Source organism: Nitratireductor aestuarii, from assembly GCF_014641695.1.
Classification (GTDB): domain Bacteria; phylum Pseudomonadota; class Alphaproteobacteria; order Rhizobiales; family Rhizobiaceae; genus Chelativorans; species Chelativorans aestuarii.
Window position 1 is genome coordinate 110,702 of sequence record NZ_BMIF01000007.1, and the last position, 26,069, is coordinate 136,770.

A 26,069-nucleotide genomic window follows, 5' to 3' on the forward strand; every position below is an offset into this window, starting at 1 on the left:
GACCGATCTCCATTCAGAAAGACATAAAGATATCTTTATGTCAGAAAGAGGGAAAAGGCAAGTGTGGATGAGCGGTGTGTTGCGATTGCGGGGAATACGATGAAGGGTGTGTCGACCAACCGGCAGAAGGCCGTCGCCAAGGCGCTGACAACGCTGCTGCCTCAAGCGCCCTACGCCGATATCGAGCAGATTCGAGCTGCTTCGAATGATCGCAAGCTGCGGACGCTGCCACCGGGAATTGCCGTGTGGCTCGCAGCCATCACGCATATCCGGCACAACCACAGCGACTATGACGCCCTGCTGGAGGATGGCTACGATAGGGATTCAGCGCGCTATTTCGTGGTCGATCAGATCAACGAAGTGCTGACCAGCTGGCGCGCGACGCGGCTCCTCGATCCCGAGGACCTCGATCAGGAATAGGATTGCCATTGGGGCGGCCGGCAGTCTTACGCGAGTGCCTGTTTCAGTGCCTTCTCGACATCTTCAAGCGTATAGGGCTTGCGCACCGCAGGGTTGGCCGACCATTTTTCGGGAAAGCCGGTCTGGTCATAGCCGGTGGCAAATACCATCGGAATGCCGAGTTCGCCCAGTTTTTCCGCGAGGGGGAAGACTTCCCGGCCGGCAACGTTCACGTCAAGGATTGCCGCGTCTGCCTTTACGCCATCGTCCACCATCGCAAGCGCCTTGTCGAAACGCATCGCAGGCCCGACGACCTGACAGCCCAGGTCTTCCAGGATCATCTCGAGATTCATGGCGACGAGCGCCTCGTCCTCAACAACAAAAATACGCAGGTTGTTCAATGATGAATGCAATGTCCGTTATCCAGTCTGCAAAGGAAGCAAGTGAGATGGGCGTCTAGCTCAACTTCCAGCACTGGACCTCCCCCAAACAAGTTACAATCGGCACCAAACGACATCGGGCGGAAAAATGTTCCGCCCGACGATGATTATTTTTTCGACCGTTAGCGCGTCAGGCGCTTGTAGGTCACCCGCTTGGGGTTGACTGAATCCGGGCCGAGACGGCGGATCTTGTCAGCCTCGTATTCCTGGAAGTTACCCTCGAACCACTCAACATGGCTGTCGCCTTCAAAGGCGAGGATATGGGTGGCAAGACGGTCGAGGAACATACGATCGTGGGAGATGATAACGGCGCAGCCGGCGAAGTTTTCCAGCGCGTCTTCGAGCGCTGCCAGCGTTTCGGTATCCAGGTCGTTCGTCGGCTCGTCGAGGAGAAGAACGTTGCCGCCTTCCTTCAGGAGCTTGGCCAGATGGACGCGGTTGCGCTGACCGCCGGAGAGCGAGCCAACCTTCTGCTGCTGGTCGCCGCCACGGAAGTTGAACGACGAGCAATAGGCGCGCGAGTTCACTTCGTGCTTGCCGAGCTTGATCACGTCAGCGCCACCGGACACTTCTTCCCAGATGGTCTTGTTAGGATCGAGCGAGTCACGCGACTGGTCGACGTAGGACAGGTGAACCGTCTCACCGATGCGGATCGAACCCTGGTCCGGCTGTTCCTGGCCGGTCAGCATGCGGAACAGGGTCGTCTTACCGGCACCGTTCGGACCGATCACACCGACGATGCCGCCGGGGGGAAGCTTGAAGTTCAGGTCGTCGATCAGCAGGCGATCACCATAACCCTTGGTGAGGTTCTCGACATCGATCACCACGTCGCCAAGGCGCTCGCCGGTCGGGATGACGATCTGCGCGTCGCCAGGACGACGGTCGTTTGCAGAGCGAACCAGCTCGTCATAGGCCTTGATACGGGCCTTGGACTTCGCCTGACGGGCCTTGGGGCTCGATGAAATCCACTCCTGTTCGCGGGCAATAGCCTTCTGGCGGGAAGCCTCCTCGCGATTTTCCTGCGCCATGCGCTTGGCCTTGGCCTGCAGGTAGGCGGTGTAGTTGCCCTCGTAGGGGATGCCGCGACCGCGGTCGAGCTCGAGAATCCAGCCCGTGACGTTGTCGAGGAAGTAACGATCGTGGGTGATGATCAGCACGGCGCCGGGATATTCGCGCAGGTGCTTTTCCAGCCACGCGGTGGTCTCGGCGTCGAGATGGTTGGTCGGCTCGTCGAGGAGCAGCAGGTCGGGCTGGCGCAGAAGCAGCTGGCAGAGAGCCACGCGGCGCTTTTCACCACCGGAAAGCTTGGAGACGTCCGCATCGCCCGGAGGGCAGCGCAGCGCTTCCATCGCCATCTCGACCTGGGAATCCAGATCCCACAGGTTCTGGCTGTCGATCTCGTCCTGAAGCTTGGCAGCCTCGTCCGCCGTCTCATCCGAGTAGTTCATCATGAGCTCGTTGTAGCGGTCGAGAACGGCCTTCTTGGCCTCCACGCCGAGCATCACGTTGCCGAGCACGTCGAGCGAAGGGTCGAGCTGCGGCTCCTGCGGCAGGTATCCGCAGGTTGCACCTTCAGCTAGCCAGGCTTCGCCGGTGAACTCCTTGTCGAGGCCGGCCATGATGCGCAGAACGGTCGACTTACCTGCACCGTTGGGACCGAGGATACCGATCTTGGCGTCAGGGTAGAAAGACAGGTGGACGTTATCGAGGACCTTCTTGGCCCCGTAGGCCTTGCTCAGGCCCGACATGTGATAAATGAATTGACGCGCCATAGGGCAGGTACGCTCCAGTGTTGTGAACAAGAGCAAGGCTGGTCGTGAAACCTATTGGCAAATAAGCCGATTTCTCTAGGCCTGCTCCCGGATCAGGAAATCTGCCGCGTATGTAGGCGAAAGCGTCGCCCGGAGCAACGTCACCGATGCAGCCAAGACTGAAAGATGAACACAGAATGGCTGAAAGCGGCCTCGAAATGCTGCAAGACGCGAGGGCGGTTGTGCATATCATTGCCCTGCCGATCGAGCAGGAGCGCCTCGCCGCCCTCACCTCCGGGCTCAAAGCTCGCGGGCTGATCCCCTGGGTGGAGAAGTCATTTGTCACCAACGGGCCGATCTCCACGTCGACCGAAGCTCTGCTCAAGAGGATAGAGACCAGCAGAGAAGCAATTGCCAGCGAGTATTCAGGCCTGCCGGTCGTGCTGCTCGGCCTCGACTACGGCGCCATGATCGCTGCGTCTTTGGCGCATCGGTTGCCGGGGCAATATCGCGCAGTCGGTTTTTGCGGCACGCCGAACCTCTCAGCTGCAAAGCGCGCCCTGCTCCTTGCCCTACTCTACTGGGAGCGGTTTCGGCTCGGATCAGATGTTCCAAGCCAAGTTCTGCGAAGGTCCGGCGAAGCTCCCATGCCTATTGGGCTCGCGATTGCCGCGCTTCGACCCGGACGCTGCGCAAAGGCTTTTTCCGACTCCGGTTCAACGAGTTACGTCGCGAAACGGACTCTATCAATGAGCAACTTGAATCAGAATCTGAGCGAAGAAATCGCCGACTGGATCCAGAGCATGCTCGCCGACAGGAGCGATGATCAGGTCGCTTGACCGACTGTCTTGGCATGATACCGTCGGGCAAAGGCGGCGCTAGAGGGACGCGCCGATCACTTTTGTTCGAGGAGACCTGATCATGCTGGACCGCGCTAGACCTAACGACCTCAGAGCATTCTGGATGCCGTTCACTGCCAACCGGCAATTCAAGCAGGCTCCCCGCTTGCTCGTCGCGGCAAAGGACATGCACTACACCACGGACGATGGGCGGATGGTGCTCGACGCCACATCCGGGCTCTGGTGCGTGAACGCCGGACATGGCCGGCCGAAGATCACCCAGGCGATCCAGCAGCAGGCGGCCGAGATGGACTATGCGCCGCCCTTCCAGATGGGCCACCCGCTGGCCTTCGAGCTGGCGAACCGGCTTGTCGAGATCGCGCCGAAGGGCATGGACCACGTGTTCTTCACGAACTCGGGTTCTGAGTCCGTCGAGACGGCGCTGAAGATCGCGCTTGCCTATCACCGGGTTCGCGGCGAAGGCGCGCGCACCAGGCTCATCGGCCGTGAACGCGGCTATCATGGCGTGAACTTCGGCGGCACCGCCGTCGGCGGCATCGTCGGAAACCGCAAGATGTACGGCACCCTGGTGGGTGGCGTGGATCACCTGCCGCATACCCACCTGCCCGACCGCAACGCGTTCAGCCGCGGGGAGCCGGAGCACGGCGGCGAAGATCTCGCCAATACCCTGGAGCGGCTCGTCGGCCTGCACGATGCCTCGACCATTGCAGCCGTGATCGTGGAGCCGGTCGCTGGCTCGACTGGCGTCCTGATCCCGCCGAAGGGCTATCTCCAGCGCCTGCGCGAGATCTGCGACAAGCACGGCATCCTGCTGATATTCGATGAGGTCATCACGGGCTTTGGCCGCCTGGGAACGCCGTTTGCGGCGGACGCCTTCGGGGTAACGCCAGACATCATCACAGCAGCCAAGGGCGTTACCAACGGTGCGGTTCCCATGGGTGCCGTGTTCGTGAAGAAGGAAATCTACGACACTTTCATGACCGGGCCGGAGCATCTGATCGAGTTCGCCCACGGCTACACCTATTCTGCCCATCCGCTCGCCTGCGCAGCCGGTGTCGCCACCATGGAGACGTACAAGGACGAGGGGCTGCTCACGCGCGGATCGGGTGAAATCGGCAAGTACTGGGAAGATGCGCTGCACTCGCTCAAGGATGCTCCGCACGTGATCGACATCCGCAACATAGGCCTTGTCGGCGCAATAGAGCTGGAGCCGATCGACGGGCAGCCGACCAAGCGGGCGTTTTCTGCCTTCCTCAAGGCTTTCGAGAAGAACCTGCTGATCCGCACGACCGGTGACATCATCGCCATGTCGCCACCGCTGATCGTGGAGAAGGAACATATCGACCAGATCGTCACCATCCTGCGCGAGGTGCTGACCTCGGTCGAGTAGCGTCGTCAGGATTGCGGTTAACCAGCTAAAAATCAACCATCGTTTGGATTTGGTTCCCTTCTTGTCTACCAATGGGCGGGAGGGGGACCTTAGCGATGAGTGAGCCTGACGCGCTGTCCAAGACCATCGAAAGCCTTACCGCGACAGAATTTCATCTGCAGGATCAATGAAGCAAGATCGAAGAGGCGATTGAGCAGGCGAGGGTTTTCAGTACATTTCTTGCGGGAGTAGCATCCGCGATCTTCGCCGGCGGCGTGGTTGCACCGCTCATCGGATGGCTGCTGGAACAGACAAGAACTGATAGCTGGATAATCCTCTGGAGCGGTCTTCTTTGCACGTGTAGCGCAGCCCTGTTATATGTATGGGCAGAGAATGAAGTCGAAGCCGCTTACGCACTGAAAAGGAGCTGAGTGATGCAGGCTTGGGAATTCGCTCTTGTACAAGCAGTCATCGTCGCCAGTGCGCTATCGTTCTTTGGCTACAAAACGTGGCGCCATCATCAGCGCTTCGAGCGGCTCCGCGCGGAAATGGTTGCACTCGAAACCAAGCGGGCCGAGCTGCTTGCCAAGGTAGAGCGTATCAAAGCTGACGACCGCCGCAGCGGCAAGGCAAGGACCCGCTCCAACCCTGCGACTGCGGCGAGCTAGCTCGTCGCTATTCTGCGAGCGCCATTATCTTCGGCGGTTGACCGCCGGCCAATCTGCGACGTTCCAATTCCCTATACTGTCCCGGCGTCATTCCTGTCTCGCGCTTGAAGAAGCGGTTGAAGTAGGCCGGATCCTGGAAGCCCAGCGCGTAGGCGATGCTGGAAATGGACGCGGTGGTAAAGACCAGCTCACGCTTGGCAAAGCGCACCAGATGGAAGGCGGCCAGCTCCTGCACGCTGGCGCGGGCCTCATTCCTGGCGATGCGGTTCAGGTGGGGAACCGAAAGTCCAAGCTTTTCTGCATAGAAGCTCACCGGTTTATGCTCCCGGCAGTGGGCGCTCAACAGCGACATCAGCAGATGCATGCGGCGACGGTCGCGCTCCCTGCTCGTCGGCGACGGATCACCATGCTCGTGGTTCACCTGGAGACGAGCCAGCCGCAGCATCAGCTCGGTGACCATAGCTTCCAGCAGCAGATTTCCACCCGGCCTGACACCTTGAACCTCGTCGTGGATACGGTCCGAGAGGTCCATGAGCAGCAGCTGCTCACCAGAATTTGGGCTAAACGGGACTGTCCGCGACTGCGCCAGAAACTCGGCTATCGCCGGATCAGCCGCACCAATTGGCGTCAGCCTATCCTCAAGAACGGTGAAAACGAGCCCTTCCGAGCCCTGGACGTATTGAAATCCGTGCACGGCGCCGGGTGCGATATAGATGGCGCAGGGCGCGGAAAAAGGACGACGGCGCTCACCCTCCAGCAGTTCGCCCTCACCCTGCTGCAGCACAAAGACCTGGAACAGGCCCTCGTGGCGATGAAGCGAAATCTCCCAATTGTGCAACTGGCTGCGCTGCGAAAGCGTCTCTCCGTGCAACCAGAAGTCACCCGAGTCCTCCGTTCCCTGCCGGTACAGCCGGTAACTTGGTACTTTGCTGCTACTCATATGTCTCCCCCAGGCATATGATCAGAAAGTGCAGCAATTCGCCAATTTTGTCCATTGTGAAGGCGACATAACCGTTCCAGACTGGCCGCAGCATTGAAGGAGGAGACAATGCGAACCCAGGTTGTAATCATAGGGTCGGGTCCGTCCGGCTTGTTGCTCGGGCAGCTGCTCACCAATGCCGGGATCGACAACATCATCCTGGAGCGGGCGTCGAAGGACTATGTCCTGAACCGTATCCGCGCAGGCGTGCTGGAAGAAGGCATGGCCGACATGCTGGATGAGGCAGGTGTGGGCGCCCGCATGCGCGAAATCGGCCTCCCCCACGACGGCTTCGAGATCGCCTTCGATGAGCGATGCCACCGCCTCGACCTGCACGAACTCACCGGCAAACGGGTCATCATCTATGGCCAGACCGAGGTCACCCAGGACCTCATGGACAAGCGTGAGGCGACCGGCGGCGTGACAATCTATGAGGCGGCCAATGTGGAGCCGCATGATTTCGATGGTGACAAGCCCTATGTCACCTATGAGAAAGACGGCGTAACGCACCGGATTGATTGCGATTTCATTGCAGGCTGCGACGGCTATCACGGCGTCAGCCGCCGTTCGGTTCCTGAGAAGGCAATCGCCACCTACGAGCGGATCTACCCCTTCGGCTGGCTCGGCATCATTGCCGACGTGGAGCCGGTCAGCCACGAGCTCATCTACGCCAATCATCCGCGCGGATTTGCGCTCTGCTCCATGCGCTCGATGACGCGCATCCGGTACTATGTCCAGGTGGCGCTGGACGAGAAGATCGAGGACTGGTCGGACGATCGCTTCTGGGACGAAATCCGCCGCCGCCTTCCGCGCGAACAGGCGGAGCGGATGAAGACGGCCCCCTCCATCGAAAAATCGATCGCGCCCCTCCGGTCCTTCGTTGCCGAGCCGCTGCGCTTCGGCCGGCTTTTCCTGGCGGGGGACGCCGGCCATATCGTACCGCCCACCGGTGCAAAGGGATTGAATCTGGCTGCGAGCGACGTCCGTTATCTCTTTGACGGACTTAGGGAATACTACGCTGAAGGTTCGAGCGCCGGAATAGACAATTATTCCCAGAAGGCGCTGCAACGCGTCTGGAAAGCTGAGCGGTTCTCCTGGTGGATGACCCAGACGCTCCACCGTCTTCCGGAGGAAGGCGCATTTGGCCAGAAGATCCAGCACGCAGAGCTCGACTATCTGTTCGAATCCGTTGCGGCCCGGACGGCGCTCGCCGAAAATTACGTTGGCCTGCCCTACTGAGGCTGCGATCTGAAAACCCAAGCGAGGAACAATGAGCGAGAAATCCAAGCGATATGAGCAGGGCATGGCCACGCGGCGCTCGGTGCTGGGCGATGCCTGGGTCGACCGCGCGGAGGCCAACAAGACGGAATTCGATGCGCCGTTTCAGGAGCTCATCACGGAAGCCGCCTGGAGCCACGTCTGGTCGCGCCCCAACTGGACCAAGCGGGAACGCTCGATCGTGACCATCGCCCTTCTCGCCGCCCTCGGTCAGCACGAAGAGCTGGCGATGCACGTGCGCGCGACGGTGAACACGGGTGCGACGCCCGAGGACCTGCGCGAGGCCATGCTGCATGTCGCCATCTATGGCGGTGTTCCGGCTGCCAATCACGCGATCAAGATCATCAAGCAGACTCTCGCAGACATGGGCGAGGATCTGGGAAAAACATCGGGGACGCAGGCCTGACAGCCGCTTCTCGACAGGAATTGAATGGAGGACATGCATGAAGAATTCACTGCCCGAGGTGCACGGCTTCTTCCAGCGCGACCGTAGCTGGCATCCGCCGGCATTCGCGCCGGGCTATCGCAGCACCGTCGTTCGCTCGCCGCAGCGCGCACCGATCTCGTTTCCGAACACGTTGTCGGAAGTGACCGGGCCGGTCTTCGGCCACGCCCTGCTGGGCGAACTCGACAACGACCTGACGATCAACTACGCCAAGGCTGGCGAGAGCGCCATCGGTCCGCGCATCGTCGTCTATGGTCGCGTATTGGACGAGAATGGCCGTCCGGTTCCCAACTCGCTTGTGGAGTTCTGGCAGGCCAATGCCGGTGGACGATATCGCCACAAGAAGGACACCTATCTCGCGCCGCTCGATCCCAACTTCGGTGGTTGCGGACGCGCGGTCACGGACGCGGAAGGACGCTACTGGTTCCGCACCGTTCAGCCGGGCGCCTATCCCTGGCCGAACGGCGTCAACGACTGGCGCCCGGCGCACATCCACTTTTCGGTCTTCGGACCCGGCTTCGTGCAGCGCCTGATCACCCAGATGTATTTCGAGGGCGACCCGATGATCTGGAAGTGTCCGATCGTGCGGACCATTCCGGACGAGCGCGCCATTGAGCGGCTTATCGCCAAGCTGGACATGGAAGCGACGCAGCCATTCGACTCGCGTCTCTACAAGTTCGACATCGTGCTGCGTGGAAGCAATTCCACCCTGTTTGAAAATCGCAAGGAGGGCAACTGATCATGGCGCAGGAGCTCAACAGACTGAAGGAATCGCCTTCGCAGACCGCAGGCCCCTACGTTCATATCGGCCTCACGCCCAATTTCCTGGGCATCGAAGGGGTGTTCCCGGTCGATCTCGGCCGCGAGATGGTGAACGACGAGACCATTGGCGAGCGCATCGACGTCGTCGTTCGTGTGTTCGACGGGACGGGCACGGTCCTCAAGGACGTGCTGGTGGAGATCTGGCAGGCCGATGCGAAGGGGCTCTACAATTCGCCCAACGAGCCGCGCGGCAAGGCTGATCCCAACTTCACCGGCTGGGGGCGCATGGCCTCGGACATGGAGAACGGCGAATGCGTGTTCCGCACCATCAAGCCGGGTCAGGTTCCCTTCAACGACGGGCGCATGCAGGCTCCGCACATCAGCCTGTGGATCGTTGCCCGTGGCATCAATCTGGGCCTGCAGACGCGGATGTATTTTGCCGACGAAGATGCAGCAAACCGGGTCGACCCCGTTCTGACGCGGCTTGAGCATCAGAACCGTGTCCCTACGCTCATTGCACCGCGCGAAGGAAACACTTACAAGTTCGATATCCACCTGCAGGGTGAGAAGGAAACTGTTTTCTTCGACATTTGATGCCCCCGGGCATCCCCAGGGAGCGGGATGAGGAAAAGTGTGAAGCGGTTTTCCGCCCGCATCCCGCTCTATCTCTTTGTAGTAGATCGCGTCTATAAAGTCGGGTCTATCTGAACCGACTTCATCGCGATCCAGAGCGAGGGACCCTCATGAGCGCCGCTGCCATCGACCACCCATTCTTTACAAAACTGGTTGGAGATGAAGAGGCGGCGGCGCTTTTTTCGGTCGAAGCCGAGGTCGATGCGCTGTTGCGTTTCGAGCTCGCACTTGCCCGCGCGGAAAGCCGGCATGGCATCATTCCGGCGGAAGCCGTACCCGCCATCGAAGCAGCCCTCAACGGCTTCACGCCCGACGTGGAAGCAATTGCCACTGGTCTCGGCAACGACGGTGTGGTGATCCCTGCCCTGCTCAAGCAGCTGAGGGCGAAGCTCAGCGACGACCTCCGCCCGCATCTGCATTTCGGAGCAACCAGTCAGGATGCGATCGATACGGCGCTGGCACTTCGGCTTGCCAAGGCGATCGTCCTTCTGGACGAGCGGCTGGAACAGGTCATCAACGCCCTTGACGCACTCGAAGACCGCGACGGGGCGGTGGAAGTGATGGGGCACACCCGCATGCAGGCTGCAATTCCCGTTGCCGCTCGCCGCAAGATCCGCTCCTGGAGTGATCCGCTCCTGCGCGACCGCGCGCGGCTCAAGGCAGTCGGTACAGACGTCGAGGTGCTACACCTCGGCGGCGCCGCAGGAACTCTCGAAAAGTTCGACGGCAAGGGCAACCTCGTCGCCGCCGACATGGCAGCAGAACTCAAGCTCCGGCCGGTCGACCAGCCGCGCCACACCGAGCGCGACGGTATTGCCGCCTTCGCGTCGGTGCTGTCGCTCATCACGGGAAGCCTCGGCAAGTTCGGGCAGGACGTGGCGCTGATGGCGCAGAACGAGGTCGGCGAGATCAACCTCGCAACAGGCGGCGGATCGTCCGCCATGCCGCACAAGAAGAACCCGGTTCCAGCCGAGGTGCTGGTGACACTTGCGCGCTTCAACGCAACGCTTCTGTCCGGCATGCACCACTCGGTCGTGCATGAGAACGAGCGCTCGGGAGCTGCCTGGACGCTGGAATGGATGCTCCTGCCCCAGATGGTGGTGGCAACCGCAGCGGCACTGCGGCTGGCCAGCAACCTTGCACAGAACATCTCGTTCAACGGGGTCAATCGCTCAGTTTAGCAAGAAGGGCGCATTGACCGCGTGATAGCGCATTGGTTATATCGCATTTCACTCAAGGTGCCGCTCGTTTCGCGAGCGGTTAAAAGGGAATACGGAGGGCAATAGCCCGCATACCGTAGCTGCTCCCGCAACTGTGAGCGTGGAGGTCTCTCCAATTGCCACTGGACGACAAGTCCGGGAAGGCGGGGAAACCGTTGAAACGCGAGCCAGGAAACCTGCCTTGGGCGTCACCTACCGGATGCGGGATGCTTCCGGGGCTGTGGTCTTCGCAGTGGTGACGGAAGTCATCGCTGGCGGACCTGGGGCGCAACACCCCTCCCACCAGCACACGTGTGTCTGTCGTTCGGAGGGGCTATCCATGTCCTCGCGCTATCTATGGCTTATTTTCTCGGCCACATCGGCCATTTCACTCTGCACTGCTTCACTGCCCGCACTGGCGCAGGAACTGAGGCTCGATACAATCGTCGTGTCGCCCAACCGCGCACCGACGAAGGTCAGCGAAACGGGATCTTCCGTCACCGTAATCGATGAGCAAACGATCGAAGAGCAGTCCCAGCCGCTGGTGCTCGACTATCTGGCGACTGTGCCGGGCGTTTCGCTCGCCACCCCGGGTGGCGCAGGAACGGAGACGAGCCTGTCGCTGCGCGGTGCTCCGCGCCGCTACGTGAAGACGCTCTACAACGGCATCGATCTTGCCGACATAACAGCGCCCCAGGTGCAGACCTCGTACCAGTACCTGCTGACGGGCGGCATCACCTCGATGGAAGTGCTGCGCGGTTCGCAGAGCACGCTCTACGGATCCGATGCCATCGCGGGTGTCATCAGCGTCGATACGCTGGGCGACATCCGGCCCGGCATCACCCACATCATCGGCGCGGAAGGCGGATCTTTCGGCACTGCCTCGGGAATCTATGGTCTGCGCGCAGCCAATGACGCAGGCAAGTTCGCCGCGAATATCGTGGGCTTCCATACTGATGGAATTTCTGCTGCGGCGGCCGGTACTGAACGCGACGGCTACCAGAACCTGACCGGCGATTTCAACGGTGAGTATCGGTTCAATGACGTGTTCTCAGTCTTTGCCAGCGGTTTCATCATCGATGCGGAGGCCGAGTTCGATCAAGATAGTCCGAAGCCGCCCATTGATGATCCCACTTCCGAAAATCTCAACAAGACCCGCCATGTGGCCGGTCGTGTGGGCTTCAACATGGATTTCATGGACGGACGCCTCAAGAACACCTTCTCAGTACAGGGAATGAAGTTCGACCGCCGACTGCACAGCGTCCACACCACTCTCGGTGAGTATGACGCCAGGTATGAGGGAGGGCGCACCAAGTTCGATTATCAGGGCTCGTTCGAGGCTACGGACTGGCTGACGCTCCGCTATGGCGCTGATCATGAGCGGCAGAATGCGGTTTTCAGTGACGATTCCGGTTCGCTGCCCACCGATGACCGGATGCACGATACCGGTATCTGGCTGCAGGGCGACCTGCAGCCGATCGAGAACCTGTTCCTGTCAGCCGGCCTCCGCCGTGACGAACATAACCGCTACGGCGACGAGACGACCTACCGCCTCTCCGGCACCTATCTCTTCGATCAGACCGGCACCCGCCTGCATTCATCCTACGGCACCGGCTTCCGCGCGCCGAGCCTCTACGAGCTCTATGCGCCCTTCGCTGGCGACCCAACGCTACGGCCAGAGACCAGCAAGAGCTTCGACATCGGCGTTGAACAGGAGTTCCTGGATGGCGCGCTGGTTGCCGACCTCACCTACTTCAACCTGCAGATCGAAAACCTCATCATCTACAACAATGCAACTTGGGGATATGAGCAGATCGACGGGCGCTCGCGCATGAGCGGTGTCGAGGCGTCCGTGAGCTACGACGTCAATGACCAGCTGAAGCTCGGCGGTTCCTACACCTACACGGATGCCGTGGATCAGTACGACGTGCGCCTGCCACAGGTGGCCCGCCACATGGTTGGACTGACCGCCACCTACAAGCCCGCCGAAAAGTGGACTGTATCCGGAACCGGAAGGATCGCGCTCGACACCACCGCGATCGACGGCAGCGAACTCGACGATTATTTCCTGCTGAACGCCAAGGTTGCCTACAAGCCGGATGAGGACAAGGAACTCTATCTGCGCGTAGAGAACCTGCTCGATCAGGACTACCAGACGGTGCGCGGGTTCAACAATCCGGGCATTGGCGTATTCGCTGGCTTCAAGATGGCCTTTCAGCCGTGAGTGAATACTGATGACAACGGGCGGCCTCCTCAAGCGATCGACCGGCCTTGCGCTGGTGGCGCTGGCGGCTGCCCTGTTCGCGCCTGCACCCGACGCAGAGGCACAGCAGTCGCTGCCCAAGGTAATGTCGCTCAACCTCTGCACGGATCAGCTGGCGATGGCGCTTGCTGATCCGGAGCAGCTCATGTCTGTCTCTTTTCTCGCCAGGGACCGGACCATCTCGCCCATGTGGCGGGAGGCGCAGAACTTTCCCGTCAACCACGGGATTGCGGAGGAGGTGTTTCTGGAGCAGCCGGATCTCGTCGTCACCGGCACCTTCTCGCAGCACAATACAACGTTCCTGCTGCGGCGCGTTGGCCTGCCTGTCGAAGAGTTCGACTTCGCCATGACGCTCGAAACCATTCCCGGCGAAATCCGGCGCATGGGCGCGCTGCTGCATCAGCAGGAAAAGGCGGAGAAGCTTGCCTCCGATTTCGCGGCCTCGCTCGACGCGATCGAAAAGCAGCAGTGCGAGCCGAAGCCGACCATCCTTGCCTTTGAGCAAAACGGGATTTCGCCCGGCAGGGACACGCTCGCCGACTCCGTGTTCCGGGCAGCCGGCTTCCGCAACCTGGCGGCAGAAGCCGGGTTGGTGGGTGCCGCCCCCTTCCCGCTCGAGCTGGTTGTTGCGCAGGAGCCGGACGTGATCGTGGTGCAGGCGAGCGAGGACGAAGCGCCAACGCTCGGCGCCTATGTGCTGCGCCACCCGGCGATGAAGCATCTCAATTCGCGCATCGATGCCTTTCTTCCACCCGGATCATGGGCATGCAATGGGCCGCTCATCATCGATGCTGTGAAGGCGCTGGCAGAATTGAGACAGAAGGTTGCGCCCTGCGCGGAGACGACCGAATGAGACCAGCCTTGCTGAACGTAGGTCTCACGGCGATCGTGCTCGTTGCAGCCCTGCTCTCGCTTGCCGTTGGCCCGGCTGGCCTCGGCGTGACCGAGAGCGTCACCGGCATCGTGGCCGGAGGCTCTGACGTCGGTGCGATCATCCTGCGAGAAATCCGCCTGCCGCGCACCATTCTGGCGCTGGCGATCGGCTCGACGCTAGGGCTCTCAGGAGCGGTGCTGCAGGGGTTTCTGCGCAATCCGCTGGCGGAACCGGGGCTCATCGGCGTCTCCGGCATGGCGTCGCTCGGCGCAGTACTCCTGTTCTATTTCGGCGTGGCGGGAAGCGCGCTCTATGTTCTTCCGGCGGGTGCGCTGCTTGGAGCTCTCATCGCCGTAGTCCTGCTCCTGGTGCTCGCCGCCCGCAGCAACTCGACGCTGACGTTGATCCTCGCGGGTGTTGCGCTCTCAAGCCTTGCCGGGGCGCTCACCTCACTGGTCCTCAGTCTCTCGCCCAACCCATTTGCAAGCTACGAGATCATCTTCTGGCTGCTTGGATCACTCAAGGACCGCTCCATGGAGCATGTCTGGCTGGCGCTGCCGCTGATGATCGCCGGATGGCTGCTCATCGCGCTTGCTGGCCGGGCCATCAACGCTCTTTCGCTGGGAGAGGAAGCTGCGGCCACCATGGGCATCAATCTATCCCGTGCGCGCACGGTGATCGTTCTCGGTGTTGCGCTCAGCGTCGGCGCGGCTACGGCAGTCGCGGGCGCGATCGGCTTCATCGGCCTGATGGTGCCGCACCTGCTTCGGCCCTTCACGAGCGGTATGCCACGCCAGCTGCTGCTGCCATCGGCGCTTGGCGGCGGTGCGCTGCTTCTTGTTGCGGATACCGTTTGCCGTGTGGTTCTTCCGGCGAGCGAGCTCAATGTCGGCGTCGTCACCGCCTTGATCGGTGCGCCGTTCTTCCTGTGGCTGGTCGTGCGTACACGGCGGGAGGTGGCGTGATGCTCGACGTCAAGAACCTCTCGGTCGTGCTCTCCAAGCGGCGGGTCTTGCACGCGCTGAACTTCACTATCCGCAATGGCGAGGTCGTCGGCCTGCTCGGCCCCAATGGCGCCGGCAAATCGACGCTGATGCGCGCACTTTCGGGACAATATCCGATCGAAGGCGCGATCAAGCTCGACGAGCATGACCTGCCCAGCCTCTCCATAGCAGAACGCGCACGGAACCTCGCCTATCTGCCCCAAACCCGCATCATCGGCTGGCCAATGCGGGTGCGTGACGTGGTGGCGCTCGGTCGTCTGCCCTGGCGTGCACTTGGCCAGCGCAGCAGCGCAGCCGACGCAGAGGCAGTTCAGCACGCGCTCGATCTCATGGACGTTGCCCATCTGGCGGATCGCACCGCGACGGAACTTTCAGGCGGTGAGCAGGCCCGCGTGCTCGCGGCCCGTGCAGTCGCTCAGGATACCCGTCTGCTCATCGCGGACGAGCCTGCTTCCGGCCTCGATCCGGCGCATCAGATCATGATGATGGAAGCCCTTCGGCGGATTGCCCGACAGGGACGGATGGTTTTCGTCTCGCTACACGACCTGACGCTCGCCGCACGCTGGTGCGATCGTGTCATCATGCTCAAAGATGGTGAGATCGCCGGTGACGGTAGCCCAGGCCTGATGATGCAGCCGCAGAGGCTCGCCCATGTCTTCGGGGTTCGCGCGCATTTCGCACTCGACACAGAAGGGCTGATCCTCGCCCCGACCGGACTCATCCAGCGGTAATTTCAGTATTCCTTGAATTATATCAGTCCCACCCGCAGCACTTCGAGGATGGCTGAGGAAGCGCTGATCTACGAATTAACCCGCAGTCGAAGCAGCATCTAAAATACAGCCTACTTAATTAACATCTGAAGCAGATGTTCTCAATTTGTTATGCATAGGAACGAACCATATATTAATCCAAGTATTTCTAGATATACTTTCTGACTGCAAATGGGGGTTTGAATGAAAGTTGCAATACTTGCCTCAGCTGCCTTTATTTTCTCGAATGCAGCTTACGCCGCTGATACCTACAGCTATTCTGATGCCGCACCGTCAGCTTCGGTCAACAACTGGACCGGCTTCTATCTTTACGGATTAGCCGGATACGAGCGCGCATCCAGCCATAACGTTCATCTAAATCAGAGTTCATTCGGAGGCCCAGGCGGCACGTTTGACCACAAGGGCGACGGCTTCATCTATGGCGCCGCTGCCGGCTACAACATGCAATTCGACAATGGTTTCGTGCTGGGCGCGGAAGTTGGCATCCGCTCGGGCAGAGACATCGACGACGGCAACGCCTATGCGCAGTACAACAACTTCACAGACACTTCGCTGAAGTATCTTGGCACGGCCAAAGCCCGTCTGGGCATGAATGCCGGCCAGTGGATGCCGTATATCACCGCCGGTGTGGCCCACGGAAAGCTTTCCAGCAGGCAGCTTATCGCATCGACCCCCTCGCAGGCATGGGAAGGCAAGAAATCCGAAACGGGATACGTCCTCGGCGGAGGCGCTGATTTCAAGGTCAATGACCAGGTCTTTGTTGGAGTAGAATACAACTACACCGATCTCGGCAAGACCACGTTCTCAGCACCGGATCCAGATCAGGCCTTGTTCGATACCACGAATATTCAGGGTCACTACAAATCCCATTCGGTCTTTGGAAAGATCGGCTACCGCTTCTAACCAAGACGTTGGAACGACACAGGCGCCACAACCAATAAGCAGGTTGTGGCGCCTGTTCATTTTCATGGAAATACTTAGTTCGGCGGCCTGCGCCCAATCACCAGCCTGCCGACGAGCGGATCCTGGTCCAGTTTGGCTGCGATCGCATCGTATGTGGTTCCGTCTTCAGCCGGGATACTCACCCGATAGACACCGCCCGGCAATGGGCCGCTTTCGATCTCCACACCAAGGGCCTGAAGTGAGCGGGTGATCTGCGCCATCGTCGCCCGGTCATCGAAACTGACGAGAACGAAGGGCCGCATGTTTTCCACCCCCGACGCCGTTGCCTCGGCAGCGGGCGAAGAGAGCTGCGGCTGTTCCCCCAAGAAGGCAAAGCCTGCCCAAGTCCCAAGCAGCGCCAGCGCAATTGCACCACCAGTGATAGCGGGCCAAAGCTTCCACAAGGACGCCTCACCACCTTCTTCAGCCTCGGCGCTTGCGGCATCGAGCCTCGCCAGCGCTTCGTCGGTGGAGATACGGCTTGAAGCTTGTTCGAACCTGGATGCGGCTTCTCGAAGGGCGAAGCCTGAAGCTGCGCCGCCTTCGGCCATTGGCTGGCCTTGAGAAGAAGACCACTCTCCGGTGGAACTGATAGATCTTGAGGCCGGACGTGGTCCGGCCTGTTGGTTCGTGCTCATCATCGTCCTCGCAGACAGCGCGGAGTCCTAGATAGGCACAGCGTGCCTCCATCCCGCTAGCATCTCGAGGGCCGAGTTTGCGAGAGCACACTCACGTAACGGCACCAAGAGGAAAATGAAGATTGTAAGTCTTCATAACAATCAAGTTATACCCTTTATGTGAAACCTCCAAGAAAATTGTGAGTCGGCGAAAAAAACGGCCCGCCGGAGCGGACCGTTTTTCATGCGTTTGAGACGAATATTCTTTGGATCAGCGCTTTGCGACCGGCGTCACCAGAGGAGTAATACGACGGACGGCAACACGGCGGTTTTCCCGCTCAGGTTCCTGCGTGTTGACCTTAAGGTACTGCTCGCCATAGCCCTGGGTCACAAGGTTTTCCGGCGGGATGTTAAAAACGTTCGTCAGTGCAACGGCCACTGCCTCGGCCCGTCGATCCGATAGCGCGAGGTTCGCGTTCTCGGAGCCAACCGCATCCGTGTGGCCCTCAAGGAGGAAGGTCTCGCCCGGGTTCTTCTCGAGCATTTCCGTGATCGCGTTGGCAAGGCTTTCCAGACGAGCGATTTCGCTGTCGGCGATCGTGGCTGCACCAAATTCGAACTGGATCGTGTCCAGGTCGATACGACGAACCTTGTCGCGGATACGCGCCGAGTAACGAACCTCATCGATGGAGTAGAGACGCTCGACCGGCTCGACCGGCGGCTCGGCGAGGAAGGTGTAATAAGCCTGCGGATCGCTCACCCGCTCTGCGTCCAGGATATATTCGTCAGCGGGGATGGTTAGCCGCAGCGGCGGCAGATCAAGACCCGGATCCCGGAACGGCTCCATGCGGTCGAAGCGATCCTCCGGCACATAGACCATCACATATTCCTGGCCATCCGGCTGAACGCGAACGCGGCGGACGACATCACCATAGCGGTTGCGGATGGTGATCAGGCGCGATCCGTCGCGACGTTCAACGACTTCGCGAACGCGGCCGTTGCGGAGTTCCTCGTAATAGACGGTATCATCACGACGCACGAGGCGGTCGTAGTCAGAGCTTCGGACATAGACCTGGTTGTTGATCTCGACGATCGTACGGTTGTCATTGAACTCCTGAACAACGTTCGCATCAGGCGGGCGCTGGAAAATTTCCGCGCGACGGAAGGCGCGGTCCTGCGGCGTCTGGCCGATGTCGATGCGCTGGCCCTGCTCTTCAACGATCGAGCGGATGTCCTGCTGGACCTGTTCCGGCTGGACCTGAAGCTGCTGGGCTTCCGCATCAGACTGCGGCAGCGGTACCGGTTCGGCTGGCACGGGCTGCGCCTGCTGGTCCTGCGGCTGGCCTGCCGGGGGCTGCTGCTGATCGCCGGGCTGAGCCTGATCGGGAGCACCCTTCTGGCTGTCGAGGATGGGGGCAGCGTTTTCAGGCAGGGCTTCCTGTCCCTGTTCAGGGGCCGGCTGTCCTTCGACCGGAGGCATTTGCTGGCCTGCATCAGGCTGTGCACCACTTGGAAGCTGCGGTGCTCCGTCTGAAGGCGCAGGGGCTGGAGCGCCGTCAGCCGGAGCCTCGGCTGGAGCCTCAGGCGCTGGCGCAGGTGCTTCGCCTGCTGGCGGAGCGGCTGGGGCTTGCTCAGGCGCAGGTGCTTCCTGTGCGGGAGCCTGTTCGGCCGGAGCCTCGCCCGCAGGCTGTTCTGCCGGCGCGGCATCGGAGGGCTGTTCGGCTGGCGCAGATTCTTCGGCAGGTGCGGATTCCTCAGGTTCAGCTTCTCCTGCCGGAGCTTCCTGCGTTTCAGCTGGCCTTTCGGCAGGTTGTTCCTGTTGAGCGGGAGCTTCTTCCGCAGGCGCTTCTGGAGCGGACTGCTCAGGAGCAGGCTGCTCTGCCGGTGCTTCTTGAGGAGCTGGCGCTTCCTCGGCAGGTGGAGCTGCTTCCCGCTCGCTCGGCTGCTCGGGTTCGGCGGGAGCCTCCTGAGGCTGTTCTGCTGCCGGTGGTTCCTCGGCGGCTGGTTCCTCAGCGGATGGCGCCTCTTCAGCAGGAGCTTCCTCCTGCGGCGGAGCGGCTTCTTCCGGCGGGGCTGCAGGCGGTTGCGCGGGTCCCTGCGCGGGAACACAGCCGTCGGCGGAAGCCGTCGTACCCGGCGGGCATTCGGCGGCAGGAGCCTGGCCGCCATCGGCCTGCGCCAGGATCAGTGGAGCACTGGTGCCCGCCGAGCTTCTGGCGTCCAGGGTATCGGCAAATGCAGATGGCGCAGCCATCAGCAGGCAGATAGCCGACCCTGTCAGAAAGCGATTGGAAAGTCTCATCTTCTTCTCCCGTGGGAATCCCTTCGAGCAACAAACCACCCGCACCATGTTTGGTTCCAGTAACGGCGGCGCGCAGGACCTTGACGGGGCCATTTCCAGGGTCCACATGCGGCGGATGAATGAACCGTTCTGGAAGACCAAGACACTTGAAGCGATGACCCCAGAGGAATGGGAATCCCTCTGTGACGGTTGCGGAAAGTGCTGCCTGGCAAAGCTTGAAGACGAAGACACCGGCGAGATCTATTGGACCTCCGTTGGATGCCGTCTGTTTAATTCCGAAACCTGCCGCTGCAACGATTACGAAAATCGCCTGAAAACGGTGACGGACTGCGTGCAGCTGACGCCTGAAAAAGTGCGCACGCTCTCCTGGCTGCCATCCACCTGCGCCTACAAGCTGGTGGCGGAGGGCCGCGATCTCTACTGGTGGCACCATCTCGTTTCGGGCGACCGCGAGACAATCCACCAGGCCGGCATGTCGATGCGCTCCCGCGTGGACGTCCTGGAGACGGAACTCAACGAGCCTGAAGACTATTTCGAGTACATGCTGGAGGAAGAGCCATGAACGACGTGAAGTCCCTGATCGAACGCTACTTTGCCGCCCTCAACGCCGGTGACAAGGAAGCAGTGCTCGCGCTTCTCGATGACGATGTCGTGCTCGACACGAGGGCGGGCATCCGTCACGTCGGCAAGGACCAGTTCCGCTCCACGCTCAGCCAGATGAACGTCAATTTCCGGGAAAGCTACCGTGACGTTGTCATCATGGTAGAGCCAAACGGCATCCGCGGCGCAGCCGAGTGCACTCTTTCCGGAACATATGAGCAGACCAAGGAAGGTTTGCCTGAGGCAAACGGCCAGAGCTACAGCGTACCCGGGGGCATGTTCTTCGAGGTTGAGGACGGTCTCATTACGCGTGTAACCGCGTATCATAACCCGATGCTCTGGGACGCAGCGTTGCGCAACAGGTGAACTGAAGATTAACGATCGGTTCGCATTCGGTTCAGGACCGGTTTGGCATGATCACACCATCGAACACAAACCAGATGGGAGCCGATCATGTTCAGCAAAATCAAGACCCTCACCCTCGCAGCCGTTGTCGGACTGAGCTCGCTCGCAGCCGTTCCCTCCGCACAGGCTGACGGTATTTACTTCAGCATTGGCCAGGGCGGCGCAACCGTTACCGTAGGCGACCACGACCGCCGCCACCGCGGTCCTGCTTGGGATCGTCGCCATCACCACGCTCCGGCCTGTTCCCCTCGCCAGGCCATCAGCAAGGCACACGACATGGGCCTGCGCCGCGCCCGCATCATCCGCGAGGATCGCCGCACGGTGCACGTGGCAGGCCACTCCCGCTATGGCCGCGGGATCGTTGTCTTCGCCCGCGCGCCGCACTGCCCGGTGATCCGCAGGATGTAGTCTCCACGCAGAACCGACATGCAAAAGCCGCCGGGGTTGAACCCGGCGGCTTTTTTTGGCCCGTTTTGAGCTGGCTTATTTGGCGTCCTTCTGACTGGCGTCGTCCTGCTTACCCTGCTTCTGAACCAGCTCGAAGGTCACGTTTACCTGAACCGTATAGGTGTTTTCGCCGGCCTCGATCGGGACCGAGGCTTCCGCGACCATGCCCTGAGCGCGCATCGACTTCATCATCGGCATCGGCGCGGGCATGCCGCCGCCCTCGGTGATCCGCAGCACGCTGCCGAGCCCGACGCCGGCGGCCTCGGCAAGCGTTTTCGCCTTGGCCATCGCGTTTTCAACCGCATCCTTGCGGGCTTCGCTCATCGCCTCGGCGGTATCGTCATTCGTGAAGACGATGTTGCCGCCCTGGTTGACACCGAGCGAAACCGAACGATCGATCACCCCGCCAACCTTGGCAAGATCACGCACGCGTACCGTCAGCGAATTGGTCACCTGATAGCCGGTGATGCGCGGCTTTTCCGCAGGGTCCTTGCCGTCCGGATAAACCCATTGGGGGTTGATGGAGAGACCGCCGGTCTGCAGGTCTTTGGCAGCAATGCCCTCTTCCTTGAGGGCTGCAATCACGGCCGCCATGGCTGAATTGTTCTGGTCCATTGCCTCGCGGGCGGTCGGAGCCTCCTTGAGGACAGCCAGCGTCACGATCGCCATATCGGGGCTGACGCGGGCCTCACCCTCGCCCAGAACTTCGATCTTTGGACGCATATCAACTTCCTGTGCAAATACCGGCGCAGCGGCAACAAGGGGTAAGACGAGGGCAAGCGCAACTAGGGACCGCGACATTCGATTGCTCCAAAAAACTTAAAACAGACTCGCTTTAAGTTGTGATTATGGACCGAATGGGGCGCGGCTGTCTCCTGCCCCCTCTTGTCTATAATTGCGAAAACATCTAAGCAGACTTGACCGGGCCTGTAGCTCAATGGTTAGAGCCGGCGGCTCATAACCGCTTGGTTGGGGGTTCGAGTCCCTCCGGGCCCACCAGTTTTTGTTACCCGTTGATTTTGCCGAGCGTTTTCCGGTAGTTCCGCACCAAACGCAGTAAGCTGCGATTCCGGTTTTCGCCAGTCTTCAGACCACATCGATGATGAAGCCGGCTACACACCTCAAGAGCGGTCTTAATGACCGATATTGCCTGAAGTACAGCTGCCCGACGCGGCATGGCAAGTGCAGTGAGATCCGGGCGTCCAGCGTAGTTTACCCGGCAGCAGCTTGCTTGAAGCCGTTGCCGGGAGTAACGCGATTAGAACTTGTAGTTGATGCCGAGTTTGATCGTGTGGGCGCTCAGGTCTCCGTCGACGTGGAGCAGCTGACCCTCATATTCGCCACCTCCAGTGACCACGTCTGACGGCTTTGACGAACCAAAGTCGAGATAGGCGTACTCAAGCTTGACGGTCCAGTGGTTGTTGAGTGCGTGCTCGACACCAGCACCAACCTGGTAGCCCCAGCCAATACGGTCCCAGGCGTCGAACAGGCTCGGGCCGCATCCCGGAGGATCTATAAAGTCGCTGCTGCAGCTGTCCACGTAACCGAACTTGCCTGCCGAATAAACAGCACCACCCTTGAGGTAGAATAGTGTGTGATCGCTGGCGTAACCGAGGCGCGCAGCAAGACCAGCGTACCAGCCGCCCTTCGTGATGCCGTAGGTGTCGTAAGGGTCACCCGTAGGATCCAGACCTGGCCAGCCGCTGCCTTTCAGGTTCAGATAACCGAGATCGCCTTCCAGGCCGTAAACCAGGTTGCCACGCTGCCAGTTGTGGCCGAACTGCAGGCCGCCCAGCATACCCTTCGAGTCGAAGTCAAAGCTGAAAGGTGGAAAAGTCGGCAAATATACGTTGTACTCGGAGTCATGGATCGTGGACGTGCCCCACCCATAGCCGATGTTTGCGCCGATATAGCTTCCGTCCCAGGAAAATGCCTCTTCACCGATCGCGACTACAGGATCGGCAGCGTGTGCCAGACCCATCGAAGCAAGGATCAGAGCACCCGCAAATAGCTGAATTTTCATGATTGCCCCTCACATTAACGATGTTGCATAACATGATGCACAAGCGTGATCTGTAGCAGTGTCGCAACACTTGGAGCATAATAGTCAACTAACGGGGTCTTGCCTGCATTGCCCTTGCGGCTACACTTTTTAGTTCAGACCGTTACCCGAGCTTTCGTTTATGCCTTCGCCACCTCCTCCGATTCCCGTGGGGTTTAGGGGCTCGACCCAGGCGTCATGCTGTGGCATCTTCCGCCCGCAAAAGGGGCTGGGGGTTGAAGTGCGGAGATTCATTGCACCGGGATGCAGCTTCCGGCATGTGCTTAGCACAGCCCTTGCGCGCGCCGGTAGGTTCCCCAGTTTCAACCTCGCCTCTTCTGGTTGCAGTCTTCACCTTGCATCCCGAAGTGGTGGTTTTTTCTCCCTGCATTCGGCAGTTGTTAGGAAAAGGGACATAGGAGTGGGTCACGCGGACCTGAGCGCAGATCCGCCTCGCCTTGTTGGAACGTGCAGTCAGGAGTTTGCCCCCGTATGGTCGGTCTGAAGCGTTTGAAATACGCCCTGATCCGAGCAGGTTTCGAGGGCATTTCGCTGCTGGGTTCCCTTGCCCATTCCACCAAGGCCCGCGGGCGCGGCATCATCTTCACGCTTCACCACGTGCGGCCAGACAGCAATGAAGAATTCCAGCCAAACCGGATCCTTTCGGTTACGCCCCAGTTCCTGGAAGAGGCTATCGAAGCTTCGCTCGAGTGCGGGCTGACCCCGGTTGCCGCCGAAGACCTCCCAGCTCTCCTCGCAGATCCTTCCGATAACCGTCGCTTTGTGAGCTTCACGCTCGATGACGGCTACAAGAACAATGCCGAGTATGCAGCTCCTATCTTCGGCAAGTACAATGTGCCTTATACAATCTTCCTCACATCCGGGTTTGTAGAGCGCACCCGTTCGTTATGGTGGGAGACTGCCGAAGCGTTGCTGCGGAAACTGGATCGCATCGAGTTCGATTTCGGACAGGGTGTAGAAACCGTTCAGCTCAAGACGAAGCGCCAGAAGCTGAAGGCCTTCGACCGGTTCGCACTTTTTACTGCCACCGAGAATGAAAATGCAGCCGTCGCAAGGCTCGATACAGCGGCAAGAGTCCACGGCATTGATCCGCTCGGCCTCGCGGCTGAGCTGACGATGGACCAGGCTGAGTTGCGGGAACTGGCCGAAGATCCGCTGGCAAATTTCGGTGCGCACACAGTGACCCATCGCAACATGCGACGCCTGAGCGACGAGGAACTCCGCGAAGAGATCGTAGAGTCTGCCGCCGCAGTCGAGCGTTATGTCGACAAGGCGCCGCGCATTTTTGCCTACCCCTACGGGTTCCGCGCAGCCGTTGGCGAGCGTGAAATCCAGGCCGTGGCGGACGCCGGCATTCCGATGGCGGTGACGACGCAGCCGAGCATCCTGCGTTGCGAAAACCTGAAGAGGCCCACCGCCTTCCACCGCGTATCGCTCAACGGATCTTCGCAAAAGCAGCGTTACGTGAAGGCGATGATCTCCGGTCTGGCGTTCAAGTTCGTGTAAGCGGTCTGCTTCAGAGACTGATCGTGCCTCGGCAGAGGCCGAGCACCCCGGCCATCCCCCCCAGAACCACCAGAGCGCAAAGCATCGATTCGCTCATGGAAAAGACGCGGCCTCGCTGCTCACGCCTGATCACTACGTAGAGGATCGTCCCCGGCGCGTAGAATACCAGCGACAGGAGCAGGATCGGGAGGCCGCCCGCGTAGACCATGCCGATCGTGTAGAGCAGCGCGATGCATGCAAGCAGCCGGCAGCGCAGGTCATTCCCACCTTCCCCACGGATGACGAGCTTGCAGGCGAAGGCCGCCACCAGGAAATAGGGCGTGAGCGCCATGGAAGCGGAGAGCTCCACCAGGAGCTGGATCGCATCATCCGCATACCAGGCGATAAACAGCAGCGCCTGCACGGTGAGTGTCGTGAACCATAGCGATGCAGATGGTACACCACGCGCGTTCTCGCGCGCGAGCATACGTGGCATATCTCCATTTTTGGCTGCGACGAACAGCACTTCGATGGCGAGCAATGTCCAGGCAAGATAAGCGCCGAGGATCGATATGATCAGTCCGAGGCTGATAAGGATCGCGCCCCATGGGCCAACGACCGCCTTCAGCAGCGAAGCCATGGACGGTTGCGTCAGGGCCGCGATTTCCGCACGTGGAAAATGCCCATAGGGCAAAAGCGTTACCAGCAGCATCAAGGCCAGCACAAGCAGGAACGCGGTAATTGTCGCGCGTCCGACATCCGCCCTGCGTTTGGCGTAACGGGAATAGACGTTCGCTCCCTCGACCCCGACAAAGACGAAGACGGTGATCAGCATCGTCGCGCGGATCTGCTGGAAGATGCCCTCCTCCGGCTGCTCCCCGCCGACCCAAAAGTTGTCGTCAAAGGTGGCCGGTTCGAAAGAGAGCGCCAGCAGGATGATGAAGAGCAGGATGGGAATGACCTTTGCGACGGTCGCAACTGCATTGACCGATGCAGCGCCCTTGACGCCCGCCAGGATCAGGAAATGAAAGCCCCAGATCCCAGCGGTCGCCAGGATCATAGACGGAAAGGTGTTTCCCTCGCCGAAGGCGGGAAAGAAATGGCCAAGCGTTGCCGTCAGCAAGCACCAGTAGGCGACATCGCCGATGCAGGCCACGAGCCAATAGCCAAGGACCGCTAGAAACCCGGCGTAATTGCCAAAACCTTCCTTCCCATAGGCATAGATGCCTGCATCAAGATCGGGCCTGACGGTTGAAAGCCATTGAAGCACGCGAGCGAGCGCGTACATTCCAAATCCGGTGATCGCCCAGGCGACAAGAGCACCCGCGGGACCAGTGCTCGCACCAAAACTGCGCGGCAGAGTGAAGATGCCTGCGCCTACCATCGAACCAACGGCAACGGCGGTCAGGGCCAGATAAGACAATCCAGGGTTCGGGCCGGGACCCAAGGCAATATCCAAACTATAAAATTAAAAAAAGGACTTTTGCCCAGCAACACTGGTTTATGCAAGCCCCT

At 60.3% G+C, this 26,069-nt stretch carries 26 protein-coding genes, 1 tRNA gene and 1 riboswitch; of the genes, 19 read left to right on the plus strand and 8 right to left on the minus strand.

Going from position 1 to position 26,069, the window contains the following annotated elements; translation table 11 throughout:
- Positions 1 to 99 precede the first annotated feature (99 nt).
- On the plus strand, positions 100 to 420 hold the full coding sequence (locus IEX27_RS12430) for a DUF2293 domain-containing protein (RefSeq protein WP_188721380.1): 321 nt from the start codon (positions 100 to 102) through the stop codon (positions 418 to 420).
- Positions 421 to 446: 26 nt separating this feature from the next.
- On the opposite strand, the gene IEX27_RS12435 is transcribed toward IEX27_RS12430, so the two are convergent.
- Together IEX27_RS12435 and ettA are read right to left on the minus strand one after the other, a co-directional pair.
- Positions 447 to 812 (minus strand): response regulator, encoded by a 366-nt coding sequence (locus IEX27_RS12435; protein ID WP_244630354.1) that lies wholly within the window; start codon positions 810 to 812, stop codon positions 447 to 449.
- Between the two features lie 149 nt (positions 813 to 961).
- Positions 962 to 2,611 carry an energy-dependent translational throttle protein EttA gene (gene ettA, locus IEX27_RS12440; RefSeq protein WP_188721381.1) on the minus strand — a complete coding sequence of 550 codons (1,650 nt, stop codon included), beginning with the start codon at positions 2,609 to 2,611 and terminating at the stop codon, positions 962 to 964.
- A gap of 176 nt (positions 2,612 to 2,787) precedes the next feature.
- Here ettA and IEX27_RS12445 point away from each other — a divergent pair, with 176 nt between their 5' ends.
- The 3 genes from IEX27_RS12445 to IEX27_RS12455 all read left to right on the plus strand — a co-directional run bounded on the left by IEX27_RS12445 (position 2,788) and on the right by IEX27_RS12455 (position 5,487).
- Positions 2,788 to 3,429 carry an alpha/beta hydrolase gene (locus IEX27_RS12445; RefSeq protein ID WP_188721382.1) on the plus strand — a complete coding sequence of 214 codons (642 nt, stop codon included), beginning with the start codon at positions 2,788 to 2,790 and terminating at the stop codon, positions 3,427 to 3,429.
- An 82-nt stretch (positions 3,430 to 3,511) separates the two neighbouring features.
- The gene (gene aptA / locus IEX27_RS12450; protein WP_188721383.1) at positions 3,512 to 4,840 is read left to right on the plus strand and encodes an omega-aminotransferase AptA; all 1,329 of its coding nucleotides are present in this window, start codon (positions 3,512 to 3,514) and stop codon (positions 4,838 to 4,840) included.
- 413 nt (positions 4,841 to 5,253) lie between these two features.
- A complete protein-coding gene (locus IEX27_RS12455; protein WP_188721384.1) occupies positions 5,254 to 5,487 on the plus strand; it encodes a hypothetical protein in 234 nt (77 codons plus the stop codon).
- A 7-nt stretch (positions 5,488 to 5,494) separates the two neighbouring features.
- Here the strand turns inward: IEX27_RS12455 and IEX27_RS12460 are convergent, their stop codons facing one another.
- Positions 5,495 to 6,427 (minus strand): helix-turn-helix domain-containing protein, encoded by a 933-nt coding sequence (locus IEX27_RS12460; protein WP_188721385.1) that lies wholly within the window; start codon positions 6,425 to 6,427, stop codon positions 5,495 to 5,497.
- A gap of 108 nt (positions 6,428 to 6,535) precedes the next feature.
- Here IEX27_RS12460 and pobA point away from each other — a divergent pair, with 108 nt between their 5' ends.
- The 10 genes from pobA to IEX27_RS12510 all read left to right on the plus strand — a co-directional run bounded on the left by pobA (position 6,536) and on the right by IEX27_RS12510 (position 16,597).
- The gene (pobA, locus tag IEX27_RS12465; RefSeq protein WP_188721386.1) at positions 6,536 to 7,705 is read left to right on the plus strand and encodes a 4-hydroxybenzoate 3-monooxygenase; all 1,170 of its coding nucleotides are present in this window, start codon (positions 6,536 to 6,538) and stop codon (positions 7,703 to 7,705) included.
- Positions 7,706 to 7,736: 31 nt separating this feature from the next.
- Complete coding sequence (gene pcaC, locus IEX27_RS12470; RefSeq protein WP_188721387.1) at positions 7,737 to 8,150, plus strand: 4-carboxymuconolactone decarboxylase; 414 nt, start codon at positions 7,737 to 7,739, stop codon at positions 8,148 to 8,150.
- Positions 8,151 to 8,187: 37 nt separating this feature from the next.
- Positions 8,188 to 8,928: a protocatechuate 3,4-dioxygenase subunit beta gene (gene pcaH, locus IEX27_RS12475; protein ID WP_188721388.1), complete on the plus strand. Its 741-nt coding sequence runs from the start codon at positions 8,188 to 8,190 to the stop codon at positions 8,926 to 8,928.
- A 2-nt stretch (positions 8,929 to 8,930) separates the two neighbouring features.
- Entirely contained in the window at positions 8,931 to 9,545 is a 615-nt protein-coding gene (gene pcaG, locus IEX27_RS12480) for a protocatechuate 3,4-dioxygenase subunit alpha (RefSeq protein WP_188721389.1), read from the plus strand.
- Positions 9,546 to 9,694: 149 nt separating this feature from the next.
- Positions 9,695 to 10,765, plus strand: a complete 1,071-nt coding sequence (locus tag IEX27_RS12485; RefSeq protein ID WP_188721390.1) for a 3-carboxy-cis,cis-muconate cycloisomerase — start codon at positions 9,695 to 9,697, stop codon at positions 10,763 to 10,765.
- Between the two features lie 38 nt (positions 10,766 to 10,803).
- Positions 10,804 to 11,002: riboswitch (cobalamin riboswitch) on the plus strand.
- Between the two features lie 121 nt (positions 11,003 to 11,123).
- On the plus strand, positions 11,124 to 13,007 hold the full coding sequence (locus IEX27_RS12490) for a TonB-dependent receptor plug domain-containing protein (RefSeq protein ID WP_188721391.1): 1,884 nt from the start codon (positions 11,124 to 11,126) through the stop codon (positions 13,005 to 13,007).
- 10 nt (positions 13,008 to 13,017) lie between these two features.
- Complete coding sequence (locus IEX27_RS12495; protein WP_188721392.1) at positions 13,018 to 13,899, plus strand: ABC transporter substrate-binding protein; 882 nt, start codon at positions 13,018 to 13,020, stop codon at positions 13,897 to 13,899.
- On the plus strand, positions 13,896 to 14,885 hold the full coding sequence (locus IEX27_RS12500; RefSeq protein WP_188721393.1) for a FecCD family ABC transporter permease: 990 nt from the start codon (positions 13,896 to 13,898) through the stop codon (positions 14,883 to 14,885). The genes IEX27_RS12495 and IEX27_RS12500 overlap by 4 nt, the downstream gene beginning before the upstream one ends.
- Complete coding sequence (locus tag IEX27_RS12505) at positions 14,885 to 15,655, plus strand: ABC transporter ATP-binding protein (RefSeq protein WP_244630355.1); 771 nt, start codon at positions 14,885 to 14,887, stop codon at positions 15,653 to 15,655. Before IEX27_RS12500 ends, IEX27_RS12505 begins: the two co-directional genes overlap by 1 nt.
- A 222-nt stretch (positions 15,656 to 15,877) precedes the next feature.
- Positions 15,878 to 16,597 carry an outer membrane protein gene (locus tag IEX27_RS12510; protein ID WP_188721395.1) on the plus strand — a complete coding sequence of 240 codons (720 nt, stop codon included), beginning with the start codon at positions 15,878 to 15,880 and terminating at the stop codon, positions 16,595 to 16,597.
- A gap of 74 nt (positions 16,598 to 16,671) precedes the next feature.
- Here the strand turns inward: IEX27_RS12510 and IEX27_RS12515 are convergent, their stop codons facing one another.
- Positions 16,672 to 17,274, minus strand: coding sequence for a hypothetical protein (locus IEX27_RS12515; RefSeq protein ID WP_188721396.1), 603 nt, complete (start codon positions 17,272 to 17,274; stop codon positions 16,672 to 16,674).
- Positions 17,275 to 17,524: 250 nt separating this feature from the next.
- Positions 17,525 to 19,555: an OmpA family protein gene (locus IEX27_RS12520; protein WP_188721397.1), complete on the minus strand. Its 2,031-nt coding sequence runs from the start codon at positions 19,553 to 19,555 to the stop codon at positions 17,525 to 17,527.
- Positions 19,556 to 19,670: 115 nt separating this feature from the next.
- Here IEX27_RS12520 and IEX27_RS12525 point away from each other — a divergent pair, with 115 nt between their 5' ends.
- From IEX27_RS12525 to IEX27_RS12535, 3 genes are all read left to right on the plus strand, one after another.
- Positions 19,671 to 20,117, plus strand: a complete 447-nt coding sequence (locus tag IEX27_RS12525; protein WP_188721542.1) for a YcgN family cysteine cluster protein — start codon at positions 19,671 to 19,673, stop codon at positions 20,115 to 20,117.
- Positions 20,114 to 20,521: a ketosteroid isomerase-related protein gene (locus tag IEX27_RS12530; RefSeq protein WP_188721398.1), complete on the plus strand. Its 408-nt coding sequence runs from the start codon at positions 20,114 to 20,116 to the stop codon at positions 20,519 to 20,521. Before IEX27_RS12525 ends, IEX27_RS12530 begins: the two co-directional genes overlap by 4 nt.
- A gap of 87 nt (positions 20,522 to 20,608) precedes the next feature.
- Entirely contained in the window at positions 20,609 to 20,968 is a 360-nt protein-coding gene (locus IEX27_RS12535) for a hypothetical protein (protein WP_188721399.1), read from the plus strand.
- A gap of 75 nt (positions 20,969 to 21,043) precedes the next feature.
- On the opposite strand, the gene IEX27_RS12540 is transcribed toward IEX27_RS12535, so the two are convergent.
- A complete protein-coding gene (locus tag IEX27_RS12540; RefSeq protein ID WP_188721400.1) occupies positions 21,044 to 21,808 on the minus strand; it encodes an SIMPL domain-containing protein in 765 nt (254 codons plus the stop codon).
- Positions 21,809 to 21,930: 122 nt separating this feature from the next.
- On the opposite strand from IEX27_RS12540, the gene IEX27_RS12545 reads away from it, so the two are divergent.
- Positions 21,931 to 22,006: transfer RNA gene (locus tag IEX27_RS12545), tRNA-Ile, on the plus strand.
- 259 nt (positions 22,007 to 22,265) lie between these two features.
- Here IEX27_RS12545 and IEX27_RS12550 read toward each other — a convergent pair.
- Positions 22,266 to 23,030: an outer membrane protein gene (locus IEX27_RS12550; protein WP_188721401.1), complete on the minus strand. Its 765-nt coding sequence runs from the start codon at positions 23,028 to 23,030 to the stop codon at positions 22,266 to 22,268.
- 510 nt (positions 23,031 to 23,540) lie between these two features.
- Between IEX27_RS12550 and IEX27_RS12555 the strand changes: the two genes are divergently transcribed.
- Positions 23,541 to 24,575 (plus strand): polysaccharide deacetylase family protein, encoded by a 1,035-nt coding sequence (locus tag IEX27_RS12555; RefSeq protein WP_188721402.1) that lies wholly within the window; start codon positions 23,541 to 23,543, stop codon positions 24,573 to 24,575.
- A 10-nt stretch (positions 24,576 to 24,585) separates the two neighbouring features.
- On the opposite strand, the gene IEX27_RS12560 is transcribed toward IEX27_RS12555, so the two are convergent.
- Complete coding sequence (locus IEX27_RS12560) at positions 24,586 to 25,977, minus strand: basic amino acid/polyamine antiporter (protein ID WP_280516487.1); 1,392 nt, start codon at positions 25,975 to 25,977, stop codon at positions 24,586 to 24,588.
- Positions 25,978 to 26,069: the final 92 nt, after the last annotated feature.

Bases quoted from the DNA above. Each gene is read 5' to 3' on its own strand.
- IEX27_RS12430 (WP_188721380.1), top strand. From the start codon at position 100: ATGAAGGGTGTGTCGACCAACCGGCAGAAGGCCGTCGCCAAGGCGCTG.
- ettA (WP_188721381.1), bottom strand. From the start codon at position 2,611: ATGGCGCGTCAATTCATTTATCACATGTCGGGCCTGAGCAAGGCCTAC.
- IEX27_RS12445 (WP_188721382.1), top strand. From the start codon at position 2,788: ATGGCTGAAAGCGGCCTCGAAATGCTGCAAGACGCGAGGGCGGTTGTG.
- aptA (WP_188721383.1), top strand. From the start codon at position 3,512: ATGCTGGACCGCGCTAGACCTAACGACCTCAGAGCATTCTGGATGCCG.
- IEX27_RS12455 (WP_188721384.1), top strand. From the start codon at position 5,254: ATGCAGGCTTGGGAATTCGCTCTTGTACAAGCAGTCATCGTCGCCAGT.
- IEX27_RS12460 (WP_188721385.1), bottom strand. From the start codon at position 6,427: ATGAGTAGCAGCAAAGTACCAAGTTACCGGCTGTACCGGCAGGGAACG.
- pobA (WP_188721386.1), top strand. From the start codon at position 6,536: ATGCGAACCCAGGTTGTAATCATAGGGTCGGGTCCGTCCGGCTTGTTG.
- pcaC (WP_188721387.1), top strand. From the start codon at position 7,737: ATGAGCGAGAAATCCAAGCGATATGAGCAGGGCATGGCCACGCGGCGC.
- pcaH (WP_188721388.1), top strand. From the start codon at position 8,188: ATGAAGAATTCACTGCCCGAGGTGCACGGCTTCTTCCAGCGCGACCGT.
- pcaG (WP_188721389.1), top strand. From the start codon at position 8,931: ATGGCGCAGGAGCTCAACAGACTGAAGGAATCGCCTTCGCAGACCGCA.
- IEX27_RS12485 (WP_188721390.1), top strand. From the start codon at position 9,695: ATGAGCGCCGCTGCCATCGACCACCCATTCTTTACAAAACTGGTTGGA.
- IEX27_RS12490 (WP_188721391.1), top strand. From the start codon at position 11,124: ATGTCCTCGCGCTATCTATGGCTTATTTTCTCGGCCACATCGGCCATT.
- IEX27_RS12495 (WP_188721392.1), top strand. From the start codon at position 13,018: ATGACAACGGGCGGCCTCCTCAAGCGATCGACCGGCCTTGCGCTGGTG.
- IEX27_RS12500 (WP_188721393.1), top strand. From the start codon at position 13,896: ATGAGACCAGCCTTGCTGAACGTAGGTCTCACGGCGATCGTGCTCGTT.
- IEX27_RS12505 (WP_244630355.1), top strand. From the start codon at position 14,885: ATGCTCGACGTCAAGAACCTCTCGGTCGTGCTCTCCAAGCGGCGGGTC.
- IEX27_RS12510 (WP_188721395.1), top strand. From the start codon at position 15,878: ATGAAAGTTGCAATACTTGCCTCAGCTGCCTTTATTTTCTCGAATGCA.
- IEX27_RS12515 (WP_188721396.1), bottom strand. From the start codon at position 17,274: ATGAGCACGAACCAACAGGCCGGACCACGTCCGGCCTCAAGATCTATC.
- IEX27_RS12520 (WP_188721397.1), bottom strand. From the start codon at position 19,555: ATGAGACTTTCCAATCGCTTTCTGACAGGGTCGGCTATCTGCCTGCTG.
- IEX27_RS12525 (WP_188721542.1), top strand. From the start codon at position 19,671: ATGAATGAACCGTTCTGGAAGACCAAGACACTTGAAGCGATGACCCCA.
- IEX27_RS12530 (WP_188721398.1), top strand. From the start codon at position 20,114: ATGAACGACGTGAAGTCCCTGATCGAACGCTACTTTGCCGCCCTCAAC.
- IEX27_RS12535 (WP_188721399.1), top strand. From the start codon at position 20,609: ATGTTCAGCAAAATCAAGACCCTCACCCTCGCAGCCGTTGTCGGACTG.
- IEX27_RS12540 (WP_188721400.1), bottom strand. From the start codon at position 21,808: ATGTCGCGGTCCCTAGTTGCGCTTGCCCTCGTCTTACCCCTTGTTGCC.
- IEX27_RS12550 (WP_188721401.1), bottom strand. From the start codon at position 23,030: ATGAAAATTCAGCTATTTGCGGGTGCTCTGATCCTTGCTTCGATGGGT.
- IEX27_RS12555 (WP_188721402.1), top strand. From the start codon at position 23,541: ATGGTCGGTCTGAAGCGTTTGAAATACGCCCTGATCCGAGCAGGTTTC.